Origin of the sequence: Arenibacter algicola (genome assembly GCF_000733925.1) — a bacterium.
Lineage (GTDB): Bacteria > Bacteroidota > Bacteroidia > Flavobacteriales > Flavobacteriaceae > Arenibacter > Arenibacter algicola.
In genome coordinates, this window is record NZ_JPOO01000003.1 from 2,873,815 (window position 1) to 2,894,076 (window position 20,262).

Consider the following 20,262-nt stretch of genomic DNA (forward strand, 5'->3'; position numbering starts at 1 on the left):
TTATGAAATTTTAACAAATAGATGTATTAATGATGTAGTATTAACAGGCATCAACAACAGTGTAATTACACATCTAATATGTTGATATTACTACTTCAGGGTGATTAGGAAGTTGGAAATGTTATCTTCACTGCCCAATTCCAATTTTTTGCGAAGTCGGTAACGATGTATCTCAACCCCCCTTGTACTAATACCCATTAATGGTGCTATTTCCTTGGAGGTAAGATTCATTTTTAGGTAGGCACATAATTTCAGGTCTTTTGAAGTAAGGGTGGGATAATGCAATAATAAGGTCTCAAAGAAGTCATTATGAAGCTCTTTGAAATTGACTTCAAAATGCCTCCAATCCGCATCATCACTTATAGCGCTGTTGAGTTTTTTCATAAAGGAGCGATAGCGTTGATGGTTGTCAAATTTAGATTTGTTCATTAGCAAAAGATTCTTAAGCTCAAGGATAAGCTCATTCTTTCTTGCCATATTAAGAGTAGTGCTCGTCAATTCCTTTTGCTTAACTCTAATTTCCTTCGCCAACTTTTCTTTTTCCAATTGTGCCATCTGCTCTTCTTGCTCACGTTGCAGTTTCTCCTTTAATAGGGTGTGTTTCCTTTTTAGTTTTCGACTATTGTACCTTCGCACTAAAAAGATGATCGCAAGCCCCATTAATCCATAAACTACATAACTTAAATTGGAAAGATACCAAGGTGGCCTAATTTGGAATTCAATACTTCTCGGTTCAGATCGTGCATTGTTGACCCCCACAGTAAAAATTTCCAAAGTATATGTACCATATGGCAAATTTTGAAACTTCAAAATTCCTAAATCTATATAGGAAGATAGCTCCATTGGTCCTGTTAAGTTATAAAAATACTTGGGTTGAACCATATTGGTAGCCGCAAATTCCATTTCAAGTTCACGTGACCATTTATTCTCTATCAAAAATGGTGTGCCGTCCAAGGCGTGCATGCCATTTTGATCCTTAAAGAATACAAGTTCTGGTACAGTTAATGGAAATTTTCCCAATTGTGCACGGAAATTTGTTAAGTTGAGTTTACCAATACCGTCACTAAGCGTAAAATAATAGATACTGTCATTGATCTTGATTACATTTTCGGCCTCTGGTACCAGACGTCTGCTCAATTGCGCCTCCTCCAAAACAAATTTATCATCATTTAAATTGGTTACTATTAATTCCTTGGCCCCTTGATGATCTCGGAACCAATAGTAATCCTTATCGAAGTGTACAAGCTCCTTATAATTATAATCCTGAAAATCTTCAAAAACAAGAATCTTATCTCTTATTGGGTCGTATTTATACCAAATGCCATCGCTATAGAGTACAATCTGGTTTTTTATATTAAAGAGTTTTATATTATAGATATTGGGAATGCTATCATCCCTGTATTCCCGAATTTGCACCACTTTGGTAAATTTATCATTTAGGATTACCCTATATAGGCCTTTATATGGATGTGCAACCCATAAGGTGGTAGCATTTTCGAAACAAAGATATTTTACAGGAAAAGATATTCCTTCAATGGCTTGTACATACCAACTTCCTTGTTCATCCTTAATATACCTTGCTAGGCCTGTATAAGTGCCCTGAAGGTATGTTGCACCATAACTTGGGATCTTAACTATTTGGTAACCTCCTGATATATTAGAAACCAAATTTAAAGTACCATTCTCAAGGATAAACGTACCCGTATTATGGCCACAAAATAACTTTCCCTCTATGACTTCCAGATCCCAAATATGGCCCTGTGAGCCCTCAACAAATTTCAGTTTATTTTTTTCAAAATAATGAATACCAGTATTACTACCCAAGTATAATGTACCGTCATGTTGAGCTACATCATAGACAGTACCAACGGTACCCGAATAATCCGTATAATATGTTAGTGGATTATCCAACTGTAGGCGGTCTATTCCATTATCCAACCCAATCCACAGTTGATCATTAAACTGCTCGAGCGACAAAACCGTGTTATTTTGAAGACCCACCTCCCTATTTACAGAGTAATAGCTGCCCGCCTCCAAGTCATAAAAATAAATCCCATTCTTTATAGTCCCAAAAGCTACTTGTCCGTTAGTTAGCGGTAGAATTTGGTTCAGTTGGTGTTGTTTCAACTCAAGGTTCATATCCCCGTCAATGGGTTGAAGCTGGCCGCTTTTATAAAAATATACACCGTGAAGTTTGGTTCCGATTAACAAACCATTGTCGACCGGTTCCATATCCACTACAATCTTGGAATTCAAAATAGAACTTCCATTTATGGGCACTAAGTCCTTTCCTTGCAAATAACTCAAACCATTTTGCCCACCCGCAACCAATATTTTATCTTCCCAAAGAGCCATATGATTTACTACAATTCGCGGTTCCACATTGATAATTCGGTTCTCCTCAAAGACATAAATACCAGAAAAGGATCTGAATACAATTGCATTTCCATATGGCATAATTTGCCAAAACTCTTCACTTGTGAATTCATGGTCTCGAATTAAATGAGTAAGTGAGGTATATTCCAAACTACCAAAAACATTCATTTCCCAATATCCAAACTCCTCATAAGATCCGGTATAAATCTTTTCCTTAACCCAGGTCACAGATCTAATTGTAGTCTTATTGGGGAGTTGATAAAATGCCCAATGCTCACCATTGAAATGCAACAATCCCTTGTTGTTGGCTACGAACAATTCTCCTTCAGGGCTAACAGCTAGATCCCAATTTTTACTTGCTGCCTTATACTCAAATATCCTATAGTTTTCTATTGGAGGAACAAGGCGCTGTCCCATAACCAAGGGATTTACCAAAACAAAAAAATAAAGCACTATTAAAAGTCTCATATTTTAACCTAGTCTATAAAAGTTTTGGACACATTAAATTATTCTGGAAGTTACGCAAACTTAGCATATTCCGAAAAATTTGAAATTCCTTTAAACGACCTTATAATATACTGACAATTAACCCAAACAATAATCTAGTAGCCAACCGAATAATGTAAAGCCAAAACTAACAAAATAGATTTTACGATCGATTAATAGAATAAAAGACCTTCCAAGTGGTCCCCAAATCTTACCAAAACTTAACTGCGCATGGATCCTAATTCGATTTTATAGTGTTCGGGAAGATAAGCGTAAAATAAAATCGGATTAGGGCGCACCTACTTATGTCATTTTTTATTTCGAATTTCATCCAAAGTAAATGACTGTGCGTTGGCAAAGATAAAAGCATGGGACATTTTTTCTATGACCCATGTTTTTATCAGCGGTCTTGAGGAGGTTGAAAAATACTAAGGTTTTTCAACTTCCGCAGGGACCGGATTTGTTTCCTAAATCATCAAATAGTGTCTTGCAACAGCAATTTTTTTTCCAACTTCATCATAAGCATTTCGAAATTTTCTCGGGTCAGATCCAATGGTAATCTGGCTTTCAGAAACCTTCACTAGGATATTATTTACTGTAAAAACTCCAATGATTTTGGGCCCTTCAAGTTGATTTACAGTAATAATAGGACATCGCCTTCAATTTGATTTGCAAATAAGAGACTAAAAACCAACCCTTTACTAACTGTAACACCGCCTTGGCGTGTTACCCTCTTGCTATTCCAAACCTTATATGCTACGCTACCGGTTTTTCGAATACTCTTCTTGTACTTTTCCATAGACCCTCAAATTTTGTTTTTCTTTTCACCAGCTACTTTCTCCGACTGGGGCCGTCCAACTTTAACTGGTTGAACATCCTTACGAACCGGTCCGAGATCTGTCTTCCGTAACGGTCTTCTAGTTGGGAATCGTTAAGGTTGGTAGTGATATGGGTCTTTGTCCCCAGGTCCTCAAAATTTCGATAACGGTTGAGCAGGATCCTGACGAATATATCCTCCTTTCCGTATTGGTAGACATTGTTCGCCACAGTTTCGGATCCCAGGTCATCGAACAGAAAATTTCCCTTCGAATAGTATTTTATGACTTCGTCCTTGTTCTTTTCGGCATTGTACCTGTCCACTACCTCCTGGGCGCTGATGGAGGGGAACCAAAGTGCCCTTAGACCATATTGTCTGGACATGTTCTGGATGATCTTAAAACTCGATGTCTTTCCGGTGCCGTAGGAACCGAAGACCATCAATCCCTTTCTCAAAGAGATATTTTCCAAAAGTTCGAATGCGGGATCCCTGTTCCAATACCTGCAGAAATGCCCAAGGAAATTTTTGTTGGTCCCGTCCACTTCAAAATCGAGATCCATCCGTGCATAAAATTCCTGTGCCGCCCTATAAAAAACTTTTTTAAAAAGCTCTGGGGCGCATAGCGGTTTTGGTTCCGTTTGCTTGCTCCGAAATTGATTGGACCATTCCTTTTCCATATCGATTATTCCAATATTGGACTTCTATTTTTATTTCCTTCTTTTAAAAAGGTAAATTCTTTTTTTTCTTGTTTTGTTACTTGTTTAGTATACTTGACACTTTTGTCCATGCTGCCACGACATTTCTGTCCAGGCAGCCCGGACACCATTGTCGGGGCAGAGTCGCCAATTTTGAACCCAAAACGTAGCAGACTTCTCAGGTAGCGCTTCCTTCCGTTGAAGGAGGTCTCCTCTATCCAGCCCAGGGATTTCAGTTCGGAAATGTACCTGCTTACCTGTCGTTCGGAAATGTGAAGGAAGGAGGCGATATACCTGTTGGACATATAGCATTCCTTCCCATTTTCGGTAAAGCTATGTATCTCCATAAACAGGATCTTCGCGTACCAGTTCACCTCCTTGTTCAGGTAGATCGATCTGGGTATCCAGATGCCCTGAAAATTTCTTTCCGTTGGTTCCATGCCGATGGACATCCGTTTACCTCCTGTTCTTCAACAGGGACTCGTTGAAACGGTGCTCTAGGGTCTCATCGGAAAGGTCGGGCTCTCCCAGGAGCCATGCATCGATGGTGTCCTTGTCGAAGAATTTTTGTCTGATATGGGGATTGTTGCCCATAGGGATAAGCTTCTGTTGGGTAAGCTTGTAGATCTTGCTCTTGGAAAGGCCCGTGTATTGTGCCAGTTCCTCCACATTGAGCGTTTTTTTGTTGTGGGCCAATAGTCCCTTGATCTCTGTAAGTATCGTTACTACATCATGTTGATTTTCCATTATCGTATTTTTAGGATTTTGAAGAATGTGCAACCGCCCGATTGCTCTTTTGTACGGGACAAACATATGGCAACAGATATGCACATGTCAATACGATAATCGGGCCTTGGAAAGGATTATGCTATAATTATGCTTTGCCGAGCATTTGTTTCACCAATTTGCGCTGGTTCTTGGAGTTTGTCTTTTCCTGATCGGTCTTCCAAGAGGAAAAACTGGACTTTAGGGTATTGGGGTTGATCGGTTCCCCGTTCATCAGAAACGAGTTTTGTAAAAATTGGAAGAATTCCTGTTTCCGTTCCCCTGTTATCTCGGTAACCCCTCCCACTATGATCTCATCGAACAGGACAAATAGAATGCGGTGGTTTGCCGATTCCCCGCTCTTGTTGCCCATGGTAAAATTGATCTTGTTGTTGACATTCCTGCCCAAAAGTATGCGTTCGAACTCTTTTCCTCCATCGGGGTCCAGATCCAGAAGATGGAATCTCATCCTTGACCTCTTTAACCGCTCCATAGCAAATCCATGTCCGTCCTTTGTCATATGGGATTCGGACTCATAAAAAACGGCCACCCAAAGTATGGCCAGTATCAAAGCCAATAATAGCCCAAGATACAAGGGATAATGGTCGATAAGCGACCTAAAATTGATGACGGCCGAAACAAGAAGTATGAACAGGATATATACGCAAACAAGGAAAATAATAAGGTTCCTCCTATTGCCACCGATCCGTTCGTTCAGAAAATCATTGGTGGCGGTCCGTACCTTGGCAAGTGCCCTACCGGCGTTTTGGATGAATTTTTCCATTGAGATCCAATCTTCCTACCAGTAAATATAATCAAAAGAGAAGAAATGGAACGGAAAATAAATGTTGTACCTATGTTGTACCCATTACGAACAAAAAAGCCCTCCCATCTGGGAAGGCTTGATTTTACTAGTGGTCCCACCTGGGCTCGAACCAGGGACCACCTGATTATGAGTCAGGTGCTCTAACCAACTGAGCTATAGGACCGTTTTTTGGTACTCTAACCTCCCAATAATTATCGGGATGAGCTATAAGACCATTTCCTTTTTTGCTTCTTGTATCAAATACGCTTATTTGAAAAAGCAATCGGGAACCGCAAATTGCGGATGCAATATTACTACTTATTTTCCAACACTGCAAACAAAATTGGAAGCTTAATAATGCGTATTTATTCATTTGCCCGCAAATATCATTCCTTCCTGCTTTCAAGTTTTGATAAAGGGTCTTCCTGACAGAGCTCTATCAACACTCCATTAGTGCCCTTGGGATGTAAAAAAGCTACCAGTTTGTTGTCCGCTCCCTTTTTGGGAATTTTATTCAAGACCGTAAATCCTTCATGGGTCAAACGCTCTATTTCAGCCACTATATCATCCACCGCAAAGGCAATATGATGTACCCCCTCTCCCCTCTTCGCCAGAAATTTGGCAACAGGGCTATTGTCATCCAAAGCCTGCAATAACTCAATCTTATTGGGACCTGCTTTAAAAAAAGAGGTCTTTACTCCTTCCGATGCTACTTCCTCGATCTTATAATGGGGCACCCCCAATATTTTTTCGAACAAGGCATTGGAGACCTCCAAATCATGTACCGCTATACCCAAATGTTCAATTTTCTTCATATTCACCCTAATTATACTGTCCCAGATTTATTGTATTCCCCTATGCCCTCAGCTCCCTTATATCAAAAATATCATATTCCACATTATCTAAGGCTAATCCTTGCCCAATCATAGAATCTATATAAATATATCGTATTTTTGTGCCATGGAGACACAAAGACAGAAGAAAATAGGTGGGGTCATACAAAAGGATATCGCGGATATTTTACAACGTGCTGCTACCGACGGCGGACTAAAAGGTACGCTAATTTCGGTATCCAAAGTGTCGGTCACTACAGACCTTTCCATCGCCAAAATATATGTAAGCATTTTTCCTGCCACCAAGGGCAAGGAATTATTGGAAGGTATTAAATCCAATCAGCCCATGATAAAACATGAACTGGCACAGCGTACTAGGCATCAGTTAAGAAGGGTTCCTGAACTTTTATTCTTCCTGGACGATTCCTTGGAGTATATAGACGGCATTGAAAAATCGCTTAAGGGCGAAGAAAATCCTGTTAAGAATCCTGATCTACTGGAAAAAAGGAAAAAATCATAAGATTGAACTTCCCTTTATACATAGCAAAGCGGTACTTGCGTTCCAAGAGTAGCCAAAATGCGGTAAACATTATCAATTTTATTACCTTTCTGGTCATCGTTATTGGATCGGCAGCGCTTTTTATCGTGCTTTCCGGTTTTGCCGGACTAAAAACCTTTAGCCTTTCCTATACCAATATGGTGGACCCCGATCTTAAGGCCTTGCCACTAACGGGGAAATTCTTTAGCGTATCGGAATCCCAGGACCAAGCACTTCAACAACTGCAGGACGTAGCAGCCTATTCGAAGGAAATTGAGGAAAAAGTCTATCTGACCCATGACCAAAAAGCGCATATTGCCTATATAAAAGGAATAGATTCTACCTTTTTGCAAACTACCCCCATAGATAGTAGCCTTTATTTTTATGGCGACTGGGCCATAAACGGACTACAAGGGGTTGCTGGACAGGGAATTGTAAGTCTATTGGGATTGAGCATCAACAATTTTAGGAGTCCGTTGGTGATTCGTGTCCCCAAACCGGGCAAGGGCCTATTGGGCCAACGCTTGTTAAAGGACAGCTATAATGAGACCAACTTGGTCATTAGTGGAATCTACCAAATTGAAGAGGAGTTGGATAGAAAATATATTTTTGCCGATCTACCCATGGTACAGGCCCTACTGGAAAAGGACAGTACACAGTTTTCGGGAATAAATTTTAAATTCAAGGAAGGCGCCAATATTGCTGATCTGCGGCAAAAAATTGAAGCTATTTTTCCAACTCAGGTCGTTTTAAAGGACCGCAGGGAATTGAACAGTACCCTGTATAGAATGCTAAACACGGAGAACCTGGCAACCTATCTTATTTTTACCCTAGTACTTATCATTGCCCTTTTTAATGTGGTAGGTGCCATTATCATGATGATTCTGGACAAACAGCAGAATTCCAAGACCTTGTACAACTTGGGCACGACCATTAAGTCGCTTCGTAAAATATACTTTGTTCAGGGTATATTGGTAACAGGAATGGGCGGTTTGATCGGCGTGTTTTTGGGTTCCTTGTTGATTTGGTCCCAATTGGCCTTTGGTTGGTTAAAAATAACTCCTAGCCTGTCCTATCCAGTGGAGTACAACTTGATCAATGTTCTAATCGTATTGGCCACCATTATTGTACTGGGCATAATTGCCTCCTTGATTGCCAGCAGTAGGATCAATAAAAAATTAATAGCACATTAACCTACGAATTCGAAATCCCCGAATTTTTCCATTACCTCATCAAAAGCCTCAAAAACATCTACAGAATGGTCACTGGTGACCATCTTCATTCGGTACTCCTTAAAATTGGGTATACCCTTAAAATAATTGGTATAGTGCCTACGGGTCTCAAAAACCCCCAGCTGTTCCCCTTTCCAGTCTATGGCCATTTGTAAATGACGGCGTGCAGCATTAACGCGCTCCTCCATAGTTGGTGGTGCGGCATGGGTGCCTGTTTTAAAAAAGTGCTTCACTTCCTTAAAGAACCAAGGATAGCCTATACTGGCACGGCCTATCATGGCTCCGTCCAAGCCATATTCGTCCCTCATTTTCATAGCCATTTCAGGGCTGTCCACATCACCATTCCCAAAAACCGGAATATGCATCCGCTGGTTGTTCTTTACCTCCGCTATAGGTCTCCAATCGGCCTCTCCCTTGTACATCTGTACCCGGGTTCTGCCATGAATGGAAATGGCCTTGCAACCTACATCTTGTAGACGCTCCGCCACCTCAACTATTTTGATGGAATCAGAATCCCAACCCAAACGCGTTTTTACCGTAATGGGTAGTTTGGTATGCTCTACCATAGCCTTGGTCAAAGAAACCATTAGGTCTATATCCTTAAGGATTCCGGCACCTGCACCTTTACTTACTACTTTTTTGACGGGACAGCCAAAGTTGATATCAATAATATCCGGCCCGGACTTTTCCACTATCTCTACAGATTGAAGCATGGAGTCCAAATTGGCCCCAAAAATCTGTATCCCCACAGGACGTTCCTTTTCATAAATATCCAACTTCATGACGCTTTTGGCGGCATCGCGAATTAGTCCTTCCGAGGAAATAAATTCGGTATATACCACATCTGCACCCTGCTCCTTGCACAAGGCGCGGAAAGGTGGGTCACTAACATCTTCCATTGGCGCAAGCAGCAATGGGAAATCCGGTAATTGAATGTCTCCTATTTTAGGCACAGTATATATCCTTTAAATTTTGGGACTGCAAAATTACTGAAAAATTCTATAATCCTAAATTTCAAGGGATAAGAATAGTATAACAGCTAAACGAAACTAATAACAAAATTCAATTTTAGATATATTTCGATCTTAATATTGCATTGGGAAATTTAATTATAAAGTACATTAGCCCCTATGTTATCTCTTATCTTTCTGCCATACGAACCAATTCTGTTTGGAATAAAAGTCAATGCACATATAGTGCTGGAATATTTGGCCTTTTTTGTAGGGTTTCTATATTATCCCTATTTAAAAAAGCACACAACCGATAGCATCTCCACCAATAACCTTTTGTCCATCATAATTGGCTCCATATTTGGGGCCTTATTCCTCTATAGCCACTAAGATTTTTTTATATTGACCGGTATTTATATGCTGGTCAGCCTAGGGGTTTGTGGAGCACTAATAGGAGGTTTTTAGAGCCTGTCCCTTTCATCCGTATCTTTGGATTTGTAGTTGTCCCTTATCTTCATATTGCCAAAGTTGTACCTAAATCCAAGTGAAAATACCCTCCCGTCCGGTTTATAAATAGATGTATTATCCTGATTACCGTATTTACGGGTGTTTGTTAGTTTAAACTGCTTGAGAATATCGGAAAGGCCCATAGTTATGGTTCCTTTTTTGCCCCAAATATTCTTTTTCACGGAGATCCCCCATTCATTGTAGTATTCCTGTCTCGAATTCCCGATCACGATAGGGGAAACATAACTGTAATTAAGGCTGGCCGTTAAAGATCGGTCTTCCAGCAGGGTAAAATTGTTATTCAATTGAACCAAGAGTGTCCACTGTCCCTGGTCCAAGCTTTGTTGCGATAGAATATCGGTAAAACGCTCCGCCCCATAGTAGTAGGAAGATAGGAAATAAGTGTCCCAGAAATTGGATATCTCCTTCCTATAAATAAAATCCAAGCCATAGGCCAACTCCCTATCAACATTATCCGTAATAAATCTTAGCAGATTGCTTTCATTGTCCTGAAAGGTCAACAAACGCATAATATTCCGGTGATATCTATAAAAAAGCTCAAAGGTGTAATCCCTATCATAGGTATATGATAAAATCACTGAATTCTTAAAGGAAGGCTGCAGATTTACATTGCCTTCCACCACGGAATTATTACTTTGAAATACCTGAAAAGGATTAATCTTATTATAGCTGGGCCTGATGATGCTTCTTTTGTAACTGGCCCCCAATCTATGCTTTACATTGGGGTTAAATTGTAAAAATAGTGTAGGGAACAATTCCAAATAATGATTTTTAATCTTGTCCGTGCTTAAACTAAAATCCCCTTTTGTATCCGTATATTCCGCTCTTAGCCCAGATTTGAACGTCCAATTATTCCATTTTGCATCGAAACTGGCGTAGCCGGCAAGAATTGCTTCATCGTAAAAAAATGTTCCCTCCTCCGTAGACTCAATGCCTTCCTGATCCCGGTCAAAACCTTCTTGGGCAATATAACTTTCAGAATCTATTAGGGCATACTTTATTCCCGATTCAAAATTGGCACCCTCCCCAACGGGAGAGACAAAATCTGCCTGCGCACTGTACAAATCAGTGTTCTGCCTATTGAAGGTATTAAAATTGTTCTCCCCAACTATGGCCCGGTTACCATCGTAAAAATCGGTTTCCAATTCCTGGTCTTTATCATAATCATAATGGGTGTAATGGACATTCACCGCCAGTTTGGAGCCTTGGTCGTTAAAGTTGTGTTTATAATCCAAATAGAAGGCAGCGTTGATCGATTCAAATTTGCCATTGTTCAAGGTGTAAAAACCTGAAGTACTGCCATCATTGGCGTCCAAAATTTGAGTGTCGGACAAATCCCTTGTCAAATAAGAGGGTGTTAATGTGGCAATGGAAGAAAAACTGATGGTATTATTGTCGTCAAAAGCATAATCCACAAAGGCACTGGTATTGTGCTTTTTACTTCTATAGATGACCTCCAGATCTGAAGTCCAGGTATCCCTAATCTGGCCATCCTCAATAAAATTGGTGATATCCGTATAATTTGTTAATATCTTGTTTTGAGAATAACTATAATTAAAAGAGGCTTCCAATTGCTTGCTCTTAAAAAAGTGTCCAGTACCAAACATTTGCCGTGGAAATACTGCCTGACTATATTTATTATATATGGCTCCGTTATAGCCTGCAATTAAATTCTTTTTCATTTTAATATTGATCAAGGTCCCACCTTCGGCATCATATTTTGCTGGGGGTGTTGTTATCACCTCAATAGACTGTACCCCTTTTGCCGAAGTACCACTTAATAGATTAAGAATATCTTCCGGCGGAAGGTTCACTTTCTTATCGTTGATCATTATTTGAACCCCGCTCTCCCCTTTCACCTTAATCTCATCGTTCATAACAAATACGGTTGGAGTACTCTTGAGAACATCCCATAAGTCCGAATCTGAAAGCGCCGTGTTCTCAATATTAAAGACCAAGCGATCTACCTTTTGTTCCAATGTTGGTTTTTGGGAGACTACGACCACCTCATTCAATTCCTGGCCTTTATCATCTATAAAGAGAGGCCCTATGTCCAAATCGGAATTTACCTCTATCAATTTATAATTGGAATAGTTTCCTATATAACTGGCACGCATTAAATATTGATTGCCGATTATATCATCAAAAGAAAAAAAACCTTTTTCATCGGATGCAGCACCTTTAAAAAAACTGGTATCGGATACTTTATAAAGTAGTATATTTGCAAAAGCTAACTCGGTACCATCTGTTTGCTTAACATGGCCTGAAACCTTGTATTCCTGCCCCACCAACGGGATGCAAACTAGTAGAAAGAATAGGGGCGAAACCTTTAACATTGTCACAAACAGTGGCATATCCGTTATAAAAAAATTTAAAGTTAACTTTTTATTAACAACCCACAATGGTTTCTCCAAAATTTGTAGTAAAAATCTACAAACCGTCCATTTATCACTAGAAATTCCTCGATATCATCTACCAAATTATATCCCTGTAGAAGCATAAAAACCGCTCTGGAGATTTTTACTTTAAAAATCATGGATAAAGCCTATCTTTGCAGTTGCTTTGATCAGCATTAGATTACGATGAAATGCCGATCACGGGAAAAGGGATACTGAAACGAATTTTTTTAGCGCAAATTCAGTACCAGTAAATTAGGCATACATGAAAAACATACGGAATTTCTGCATTATTGCACATATTGATCACGGCAAGAGTACTTTGGCCGATAGGTTATTGGACTTTACCGGTTCGGTAACGGAAAGGGAAAAGCAGGACCAGCTATTGGATAGTATGGATCTTGAACGAGAGCGAGGGATCACCATTAAGAGCCATGCCATACAAATGGATTATGAGCACGAGGGCGAAAAATATGTACTCAATCTTATAGATACCCCGGGACACGTGGATTTTTCCTATGAAGTATCGCGTTCCATAGCGGCCTGTGAGGGTGCCTTATTGGTAGTGGACGCAGCGCAGAGCATACAGGCACAGACCATTTCAAATCTTTACTTGGCTTTGGAGAACGATCTGGAAATTATTCCTGTATTGAACAAAGTAGACCTTCCCAGTGCGAACCCCGAAGAAGTTACCGATGATATTGTTGATCTATTGGGTTGCAAACCAGAGGACGTTATCCCGGCAAGTGCTAAATCGGGCCTAGGGATCCAAGAAATTTTGACCGCCATTATAGAACGTATTCCAGCTCCCAAGGGCAATCCCGATGAATCCCTACAGGCTTTGGTATTCGACTCCGTATACAATCCATTCAGGGGGGTAGAAACCTATTTCAGGGTTATTAACGGGGAAATAAAAAAGGGTCAAAAAATAAAATTCGTCGCCACCGATAAAAACTATTACGCTGATGAGGTGGGTACCCTAAAACTGGTACAACATCCCAAACAAAGTATAAAGGCCGGAGATGTAGGCTATCTCATTACTGGTATAAAGGATGCCAGGGAAGTAAAAGTAGGGGACACCATAACAGATGCTGCGAGCCCTACCAAGAACCCAATTGGTGGTTTTGAAGATGTTAAGCCCATGGTATTCGCCGGTATCTATCCTGTAGATACGGAAGATTATGAAGAACTGCGCTCCTCCATGGAAAAATTGCAATTAAATGATGCTTCTTTGGTATTTACACCGGAAAGCAGTGCAGCCCTTGGGTTTGGTTTTCGTTGTGGTTTCTTGGGAATGCTGCACATGGAAATCATCCAAGAACGTTTGGAACGGGAGTTCGACATGACGGTGATCACCACCGTACCCAACGTAAGCTACCATGCGTTTACCCGTAAGAATCCGGAAGAGCCCATTATAGTGAATAATCCATCCGATCTACCGGATCCATCTACCTTAGATCACGTAGAAGAACCGTACATAAAGGCAACGATTATCACCAAAGCCGATTTTGTTGGAAATGTTATGTCCTTATGTATTGATAAAAGAGGACAGATTACCAATCAAACCTATTTAACTACAGAAAGGGTAGAATTGAATTTTGATATGCCCCTGGCAGAAATTGTATTCGATTTTTATGATAGGCTAAAAACAGTTTCCAAAGGATATGCCTCCTTTGATTATGCACCAATTGGTATGCGCACCTCCAAATTGGTAAGGGTAGACATATTGCTCAACGCACAACCTGTAGATGCCCTGTCCGCCTTAATACATGCAGACAACGCTGCCAACATTGGAAAAAAAATGTGCGAGAAGCTTCGCGAACTGATCCCAAGGCAACAATTTGATATTCCTATCCAAGCCGCAATAGGGGCCAAAATTATTTCCAGGGAAACTATTAAAGCCTTAAGAAAGGATGTAACCGCCAAATGTTATGGAGGTGATATCTCTCGAAAGAGAAAATTGTTGGAAAAGCAAAAGAAGGGTAAAAAACGTATGCGTCAGGTTGGAAACGTAGAAATACCCCAGCAGGCATTTATGGCTGTTCTTAAGCTGAACGATTAAAAAAAGGAACGTCCTTAACGTCTAAAACAGGGTGTATAAAGAGGGTGTAGTACCTTGGGTCACCGCTCCAATTAGTTATCCATAGCCCTTCATAACAGGCTAGGACTATCCAGCGGTTTCCCTCTTCCGTCTTACCAATAACAATCCTAAAATAGTAAGCCCGGCATTGACGGCTATATTGATGAATCCAAAGTCGAAATTAAAGGATTGGGCAAAGTAGACACTCAGTAAATAGGTAAGTACTGGAGCCATAACACATATAAGGGGCACCCATTTGTCCTTAACTGCAATCTTGGTAAACATCCCCAACATATAAAGACCAAGCAGCGGGCCATAGGTATACCCAGCTACTTTGAATATAAGCGATACCACATCTCCCCTACTGTTGGCGAATAACATAATTATTAGAAATAACACCCCTGAAAAACCGAGTAGGACCCAGTTCTTAAGCCTTTTTTTATCAGCACTGGATTTATGTGAAATATCCAAAAAATCATAGGTAAAAGAAGTGGTTAGGGCGGTCAGGGAAGAATCCACACTGGAAAATGACGCCGCTATTATTCCCAATAAAAAACTGATTCCCGCAAAAACACCGAGATGGTTCAATGCTAGATCTGGAAATAGGTTGTCCGTATCCAAAAGCGCACCGTTTTCGCCTACGGCCAAAGCAATACCATTATTCTCCGCATAAATATATAATAGGATTCCCAATCCCAAAAACAGGAATTGGGTTATGGCCAAAATTAAACTGTAGGTCAAAGTGTTCTTTTGTGCATCCCATTGATTCTTACAGGTCAATGTTTTTTGCATCATGTTCTGATCCAAACCTATCATGGCAATGGCCACAAGAATACCGGCAATAAACTGTTTGAAAAAATTATTGCTCGATTTGTTTTCCCAATTAAACACTTCAAAATACTTATGTTCCGTAACCTGTTGTATGGCCCCTGAAAACGACAGATTTAAGGAGGTAGTGATGGTATAGATCGTAATTATGGCTCCAAGGACCAAGAAGGTCGTTTGCAAGGTATCTGTCCAAACAATGGTCTTTATTCCGGACTTATTGGTATACAGCCAAACCAACAGCAAGATGATGATAACCGTTATGGGAAATGGAATATTCAGCTTATCAAATAATGCAAATTGAAGAATTTTTGAGGCCAACAATAGCCTAAGTGCAGCTCCAAAGGATTGTGAAACCAAAAAGAACAATGACCCCGTCTTATAAGTTTTTACGCCATATCGTTGATCCAAATAGCCATAAATGGAAACCAACCTTAATCTATAGTACAACGGAATCAGGACAAAGGTAATGAAGAGATAGCCTACGACATTCCCTAGAATAAATTGGTAGAAATAGAAATTGTTATTGCCTACCATTCCAGGAAGCGATACAAAGGTTACTCCTGAAAGTCCGGCGCCCACCATTCCAAAGGCCACCAAAAACCAGGGCGATTGCCGGTCCCCTGTAAAATAAGACTCGTCACTTCTATTTCTTGAAGTGAAATACGAAATGGTCATTAACAAAACAAAATAAATGGAAATGATCGCTAAAACTAGAAGTGGATTCAATACAGATGGATTAAATTATAACTTAAAGTATTCTTTCTATTGGTACTATTTAACTTTTGATTATTGATGGGCCATTTTGGCTACATGCCCAAGTATTGCCACCTGGCCACTTAAATTTTCTGTTTTTTAACAGGCTTGTCAGCCTCCAATAACTTTCCAAGGTACACCAACTTACAGCCTTCTTTAATATCTTCAAAATTTTTGCTAAACGAAGAAATAATTTTTAGGTCCCCGTCCAAGGTCTTTATAAAAATTGGAACAATATCCTTATCCGCCTTAGTAATTTCTATGAGGCCCTCATAATGTTCCTTGCCCTTTAATTCTATTTCATGAATTACAGGATTACTCCTAGCGGCTTCGGTCAGGGTAATAAAATCATCGGTATGGGAAAAAAGCCCTTCCATTGGGTTATTTTCCGGGTCGTTCATCTCATCCGAATTTACCAGTCTAAATGAACCTTGTTCCCCAAACTGTTTCTTGAAAGTTTCTATGGCGTATTCGTTGATATCCGAATTACCGGTCAATGCCATTAAATATCCTACATCATTCAATTCAATATTATCTGTCAGAGCATCGGAATAAATGTTGGCTACAAAGGCTTCCAGACCAATATTTTTGGCCTTTTCTATATTGTTTTGGTTATTGTCTATCAATACCACGTGTCTATTATTCTTCTTGAGATAACTGGCTATGAGCCTGGGCACCTTGGAGGCACCTATAATTAGAATACCTTCGGACTTTTCCAAGAATACCCCAAGCAATTTGGCCATAAACCTGGCGGTGGATGCATTGAGGAGTACGGTTCCCAAAACGATCATAAAGACCAATGGTGTAATATATTCCGCTCCCGGTTCCCCGCGCAAAATTAATTTGGAACCAAATAGTGATGCAATCCCTGCAGCAACGATCCCCCTGGGACCAACCCAGCTGATAAACAATTTTTCCCTAAAATTAAGATTGGACCCCATGGTGCTCAAAAATACCCCCATAGGTCTTACCACAAAAACCACAATAGCAAAAAGTATTAGTGTATTGGGGCTGTACAACAATTCCAGCTCGGGCAAATTCATACTTGCCGAAAGCAAAATGAAAAGCATAGATATTAAAAGTATACTAAGCGACTCCTTAAAATAGAGCAACTCCTTAATATTGGGCAGTTGGGTATTTCCCATGACCATTCCCATAACCACAACGGCAAGTAGCCCCGATTCATGTGCAAAAAGTTCGGAAATAACAAAAACCGAAAGTACTACGGATAAGGATACCACATTTAACAAATAATGAGGTACGTAATTCTTTTTTATAGCCAAGGTCAAAGCATGTGCAAAAGAGAAACCAAAGCTGAAACCTAATAATAGTACCTTTACAAATTCCAAAAGGCCGGTCTGTGTATATCCTTGACCTTCCCCGATACTTATAAACTCAAAGACCAATACCGCTACAAGGGCACCAATGGGGTCGATCAAAATACCCTCCCATTTCAAAACCGCGGACAGATCTTTTTTCAAAGGAATATTTCTAAGGATAGGGGTAATTACAGTTGGGCCTGTAACAATTATGAGTGCCGAGAACAAAAAGGAGATTTGCCAAGGCAAATCAAAAATAAAATGTGCTGCTGTACCTGCTAAAAAAAAGGTAACTGCACTACCCAAGGTAATCAACTTGGTAATAACCGGTCCCACTCTAGTTACCTCGGAACGTTTAAGGGTAAGTCCTCCCTCAAATAATATAACACCTATAGCAAGGGATACAAAATGGTAAAGGCTCTCCCCTAAAAACAAACCCTCGCTCTTGTTCCAAATAGGTCTTATTAATTTAGTGCCGTCCTCTGTAAACAAAGTAGATATAGGCCCTACCAACAAACCTATAAGGATAAGTGGCAAAATGGCCGGTAATTTAAAGCGCCATGCCACCCACTGTGCAATGATACCAAGAACAATTATTCCCGCTAGTTCTACCATAAAAAAATTTGAAGCAAGATAAGTTTTAATATAGAAAAAATCCATCTAAGCTAAAAAAACCTTGGCTCCTCATTAAAAAATACCAGTTTTCCCTTTCCCGAATAGGCAATTCGTTCTAAAAAATAGGGTAAACTACCTAGGGGCAAGCCCAGAACCCAATAATAGGAATCGACCCAAGGGTCGAGGTATTGAACCTAGATCCCGCCGAAAAAGGCGGGATTAGTTCAGCTTGCAATTTTCAGTGCGTCTTACTGACTTCTCAAAATTGAGTTTCACTAATAAAGTTTCCCGTTTCTTTGGGATTAACCAATTTTTAGGTATTTTATCATCGGTTTTCCCACCAATAAATTACTACTATGGTAGAACTGAATATAGTAAACCTGTTGATGGTAATGGCCGCCGCTTGGCTTGGGGGGATTCTGGCCAAACGAATGGGTTTCCCAGCTATTTTAGGCGAACTTTTGATTGGAATAATATTGGGTCCCGCTTTGTTGGCCGTACTGGAAACTTCAGCTGACCTAGACATTTTGGCTGAAGTGGGAATACTTTTCCTTATGGCCTATATTGGCATGGAAATAAACTTTAAGGATTTGGGCAAAGCCTCATGGGCAGGCCTACTTGCTGCCGTTGGTGGATTCGTAGTTCCTTTTGCCCTTGGCTATTACACCATTTTGCATTTTGGGGGCACCCATATAGCCGGACTCTTTGTAGGTATTGCCGTTGGGGTAACTTCCTTGGCCACCAAGAGTAGAATTCTCGTAGACCTTAAACTACTGGATACCCGAATAGCCTATGTGCTTATGGCGGGCGCATTAATATCGGACACCTTGGCCCTTATCATTTTTGCCGGAATTATTGGTTATGTAGAAGCCGGGAGTATTGATACTGCAGGTCTAGTCTGGGTGGCCGGGAAGGCAATTCTATTTTTCTTCATTGCCCTTTTAATCGGTATCTATTTGTTTCCTCTTTTGGGCAAATTATTAACAAAGGCCAAGCTAACAAGCCGCACATTGCTCTTTACCATTTTGATCATCATGGTGCTGGGTTTTTCAGAATTGGCCGAACTTGCCGGGCTACATGGTATTTTGGGAAGCTTTGTGGCCGGACTTTTTATAAGGGATAGTGTATTTTCCAGGCAAATTCTCAAAGACGTTTCAGCTGTCTTTCATGATATCTCCATCGGTTTTCTAGCGCCCATTTTTTTTGTAACCGCCGGCTTTCATGTTACTTTGGATGTCTTTCAGACCGACCTGGCACTTTTGATATTGGTAATTACGGGTGCCGTGGTAGGGAAAATACTGGGAACAACACTTTTTTATCTACCCAGCGGATACGGTTGGCGCGAAGGGTTCACTATTGGTACCGGTATGAACGGAAGGGGGGCCGTAGAAATAATTATTGCAGGAATAGGTCTTCAGATGAACATTATTTCGCAGGAAATATTTTCAATATTGGTGTTTATGGCCATTTCAACTACCCTTACGGTGCCGGTGTTCCTAACTTGGACCACCAATTGGCTCAAAAAGCGCGGGGAACTGGTAAAACAGGACGCGAGAAATGGTTACCTGATACTTGGTGCAAATCCCTTGGGACTATACATAGCCAAGCAACTGGCCGAACAGAACGAAGTAATCCTCATAGATTATAACAAGGATTTAGTAAACGAAGCCAATGCCCAAGGGGTAAAAGCAATCTATGGAAACGGCCTTAGGGAGGACACGTTCGAAGAGGCGAACGCCTTAAATAAAAATACCTTTATAGCACTAACGGGCAACAGTGAAATTAATCTTCTTTCAGCACAATTGGCCTACAACTCCTTTTATATCCCGAACAGAATAGTACTGGTCTCCCCAGTTGAAAATGGGGTAGGCCTAAATCTATTGGAGCACATGGATGCCTCTTCCTTGTTTGCCAACAAAACCGATATGGTACCGTGGTCCTACAAAATAAGCACTAACAATTTTGAAGAAAAGTTAGAAAAAATAGAAAAGGAAATCTCTACAAGAAATTGGTTTAAAAACAATGCTAAAAACAAGGACATCCTACCCATTTTAATTCTGGATGAAAATGGCATAAAGCGACCATTTCATTACAAGGACATTATAAAACCTAAAGAAAGTGTTGTTTACCTCCAATAATTAAACAACAAAGATAAATTGCTGATAAAGTGTTAAAAAACCACTAATAAAACCAAGTTTCAAGAAATATCCCTAGTGCTTTTGTTAATTTGCACCTTCTTTACACTA

The 20,262-nt window shown here is 40.2% G+C and carries 15 protein-coding genes and 1 tRNA gene; 4 read left to right on the forward strand and 12 right to left on the reverse strand.

The window, feature by feature from the left end; all coding sequences use genetic code 11:
• Window positions 1-90: 90 nt before the first annotated feature.
• From U735_RS0122995 to mce, 8 genes are all read right to left on the reverse strand, one after another.
• Window positions 91-2,844: a helix-turn-helix and ligand-binding sensor domain-containing protein gene (locus U735_RS0122995; protein WP_031446065.1), complete on the reverse strand. Its 2,754-nt coding sequence runs from the start codon at window positions 2,842-2,844 to the stop codon at window positions 91-93.
• A 652-nt stretch (window positions 2,845-3,496) separates the two neighbouring features.
• Complete coding sequence (locus tag U735_RS25635) at window positions 3,497-3,661, reverse strand: hypothetical protein (RefSeq protein ID WP_157365040.1); 165 nt, start codon at window positions 3,659-3,661, stop codon at window positions 3,497-3,499.
• A 32-nt stretch (window positions 3,662-3,693) separates the two neighbouring features.
• The gene (locus U735_RS0123005) at window positions 3,694-4,356 is read right to left on the reverse strand and encodes a P-loop NTPase family protein (protein WP_031446066.1); all 663 of its coding nucleotides are present in this window, start codon (window positions 4,354-4,356) and stop codon (window positions 3,694-3,696) included.
• A 5-nt stretch (window positions 4,357-4,361) separates the two neighbouring features.
• Window positions 4,362-4,814, reverse strand: a complete 453-nt coding sequence (locus U735_RS25130; RefSeq protein ID WP_157730716.1) for a helix-turn-helix domain-containing protein — start codon at window positions 4,812-4,814, stop codon at window positions 4,362-4,364.
• 16 nt (window positions 4,815-4,830) lie between these two features.
• Window positions 4,831-5,121 carry a helix-turn-helix transcriptional regulator gene (locus tag U735_RS25135; RefSeq protein ID WP_180994008.1) on the reverse strand — a complete coding sequence of 97 codons (291 nt, stop codon included), beginning with the start codon at window positions 5,119-5,121 and terminating at the stop codon, window positions 4,831-4,833.
• Window positions 5,122-5,248: 127 nt separating this feature from the next.
• The gene (locus tag U735_RS0123020; protein WP_031446069.1) at window positions 5,249-5,923 is read right to left on the reverse strand and encodes a hypothetical protein; all 675 of its coding nucleotides are present in this window, start codon (window positions 5,921-5,923) and stop codon (window positions 5,249-5,251) included.
• A gap of 131 nt (window positions 5,924-6,054) precedes the next feature.
• A tRNA-Ile gene (locus U735_RS0123025) sits at window positions 6,055-6,128 on the reverse strand.
• Between the two features lie 202 nt (window positions 6,129-6,330).
• Complete coding sequence (gene mce, locus U735_RS0123035) at window positions 6,331-6,759, reverse strand: methylmalonyl-CoA epimerase (protein WP_031446070.1); 429 nt, start codon at window positions 6,757-6,759, stop codon at window positions 6,331-6,333.
• A gap of 145 nt (window positions 6,760-6,904) precedes the next feature.
• Between mce and rbfA the strand changes: the two genes are divergently transcribed.
• Window positions 6,905-7,297 (forward strand): 30S ribosome-binding factor RbfA, encoded by a 393-nt coding sequence (gene rbfA / locus U735_RS0123040; RefSeq protein ID WP_031446071.1) that lies wholly within the window; start codon window positions 6,905-6,907, stop codon window positions 7,295-7,297.
• Between the two features lie 2 nt (window positions 7,298-7,299).
• Window positions 7,300-8,508 carry an ABC transporter permease gene (locus tag U735_RS0123045; RefSeq protein ID WP_031446072.1) on the forward strand — a complete coding sequence of 403 codons (1,209 nt, stop codon included), beginning with the start codon at window positions 7,300-7,302 and terminating at the stop codon, window positions 8,506-8,508.
• Here U735_RS0123045 and dusB read toward each other — a convergent pair.
• On the reverse strand, window positions 8,505-9,500 hold the full coding sequence (gene dusB, locus U735_RS0123050; protein ID WP_031446073.1) for a tRNA dihydrouridine synthase DusB: 996 nt from the start codon (window positions 9,498-9,500) through the stop codon (window positions 8,505-8,507). The two genes, U735_RS0123045 and dusB, sit on opposite strands and share 4 nt — an antisense overlap.
• 458 nt (window positions 9,501-9,958) lie before the next feature.
• Window positions 9,959-12,379, reverse strand: coding sequence for an outer membrane beta-barrel family protein (locus U735_RS0123060; protein ID WP_146032779.1), 2,421 nt, complete (start codon window positions 12,377-12,379; stop codon window positions 9,959-9,961).
• Window positions 12,380-12,686: 307 nt separating this feature from the next.
• Between U735_RS0123060 and lepA the strand changes: the two genes are divergently transcribed.
• Entirely contained in the window at window positions 12,687-14,483 is a 1,797-nt protein-coding gene (gene lepA, locus U735_RS0123070) for a translation elongation factor 4 (RefSeq protein ID WP_031446076.1), read from the forward strand.
• Between the two features lie 105 nt (window positions 14,484-14,588).
• Here the strand turns inward: lepA and U735_RS0123075 are convergent, their stop codons facing one another.
• The gene (locus U735_RS0123075) at window positions 14,589-16,055 is read right to left on the reverse strand and encodes a sodium:solute symporter (protein WP_031446077.1); all 1,467 of its coding nucleotides are present in this window, start codon (window positions 16,053-16,055) and stop codon (window positions 14,589-14,591) included.
• A gap of 110 nt (window positions 16,056-16,165) precedes the next feature.
• Entirely contained in the window at window positions 16,166-18,016 is a 1,851-nt protein-coding gene (locus U735_RS0123080) for a cation:proton antiporter (RefSeq protein WP_031446078.1), read from the reverse strand.
• 356 nt (window positions 18,017-18,372) lie between these two features.
• Between U735_RS0123080 and U735_RS0123085 the strand changes: the two genes are divergently transcribed.
• Window positions 18,373-20,154, forward strand: coding sequence for a cation:proton antiporter (locus U735_RS0123085; RefSeq protein ID WP_051892312.1), 1,782 nt, complete (start codon window positions 18,373-18,375; stop codon window positions 20,152-20,154).
• The last annotated feature ends 108 nt before the right edge of the window (window positions 20,155-20,262 follow it).

Excerpts from the sequence above, each read along its gene's own strand:
- mce (WP_031446070.1), bottom strand. The coding sequence starts at position 6,759 with ATGAAGAAAATTGAACATTTGGGTATAGCGGTACATGATTTGGAGGTC.
- U735_RS0123085 (WP_051892312.1), top strand. The coding sequence starts at position 18,373 with ATGGTAGAACTGAATATAGTAAACCTGTTGATGGTAATGGCCGCCGCT.
- U735_RS0122995 (WP_031446065.1), bottom strand. The coding sequence starts at position 2,844 with ATGAGACTTTTAATAGTGCTTTATTTTTTTGTTTTGGTAAATCCCTTG.
- U735_RS0123005 (WP_031446066.1), bottom strand. The coding sequence starts at position 4,356 with ATGGAAAAGGAATGGTCCAATCAATTTCGGAGCAAGCAAACGGAACCA.
- U735_RS0123020 (WP_031446069.1), bottom strand. The coding sequence starts at position 5,923 with ATGGAAAAATTCATCCAAAACGCCGGTAGGGCACTTGCCAAGGTACGG.
- lepA (WP_031446076.1), top strand. The coding sequence starts at position 12,687 with ATGAAAAACATACGGAATTTCTGCATTATTGCACATATTGATCACGGC.
- U735_RS0123080 (WP_031446078.1), bottom strand. The coding sequence starts at position 18,016 with ATGGTAGAACTAGCGGGAATAATTGTTCTTGGTATCATTGCACAGTGG.
- U735_RS25130 (WP_157730716.1), bottom strand. The coding sequence starts at position 4,814 with ATGGAACCAACGGAAAGAAATTTTCAGGGCATCTGGATACCCAGATCG.
- rbfA (WP_031446071.1), top strand. The coding sequence starts at position 6,905 with ATGGAGACACAAAGACAGAAGAAAATAGGTGGGGTCATACAAAAGGAT.
- U735_RS25635 (WP_157365040.1), bottom strand. The coding sequence starts at position 3,661 with ATGGAAAAGTACAAGAAGAGTATTCGAAAAACCGGTAGCGTAGCATAT.
- U735_RS0123060 (WP_146032779.1), bottom strand. The coding sequence starts at position 12,379 with ATGCCACTGTTTGTGACAATGTTAAAGGTTTCGCCCCTATTCTTTCTA.
- U735_RS25135 (WP_180994008.1), bottom strand. The coding sequence starts at position 5,121 with ATGGAAAATCAACATGATGTAGTAACGATACTTACAGAGATCAAGGGA.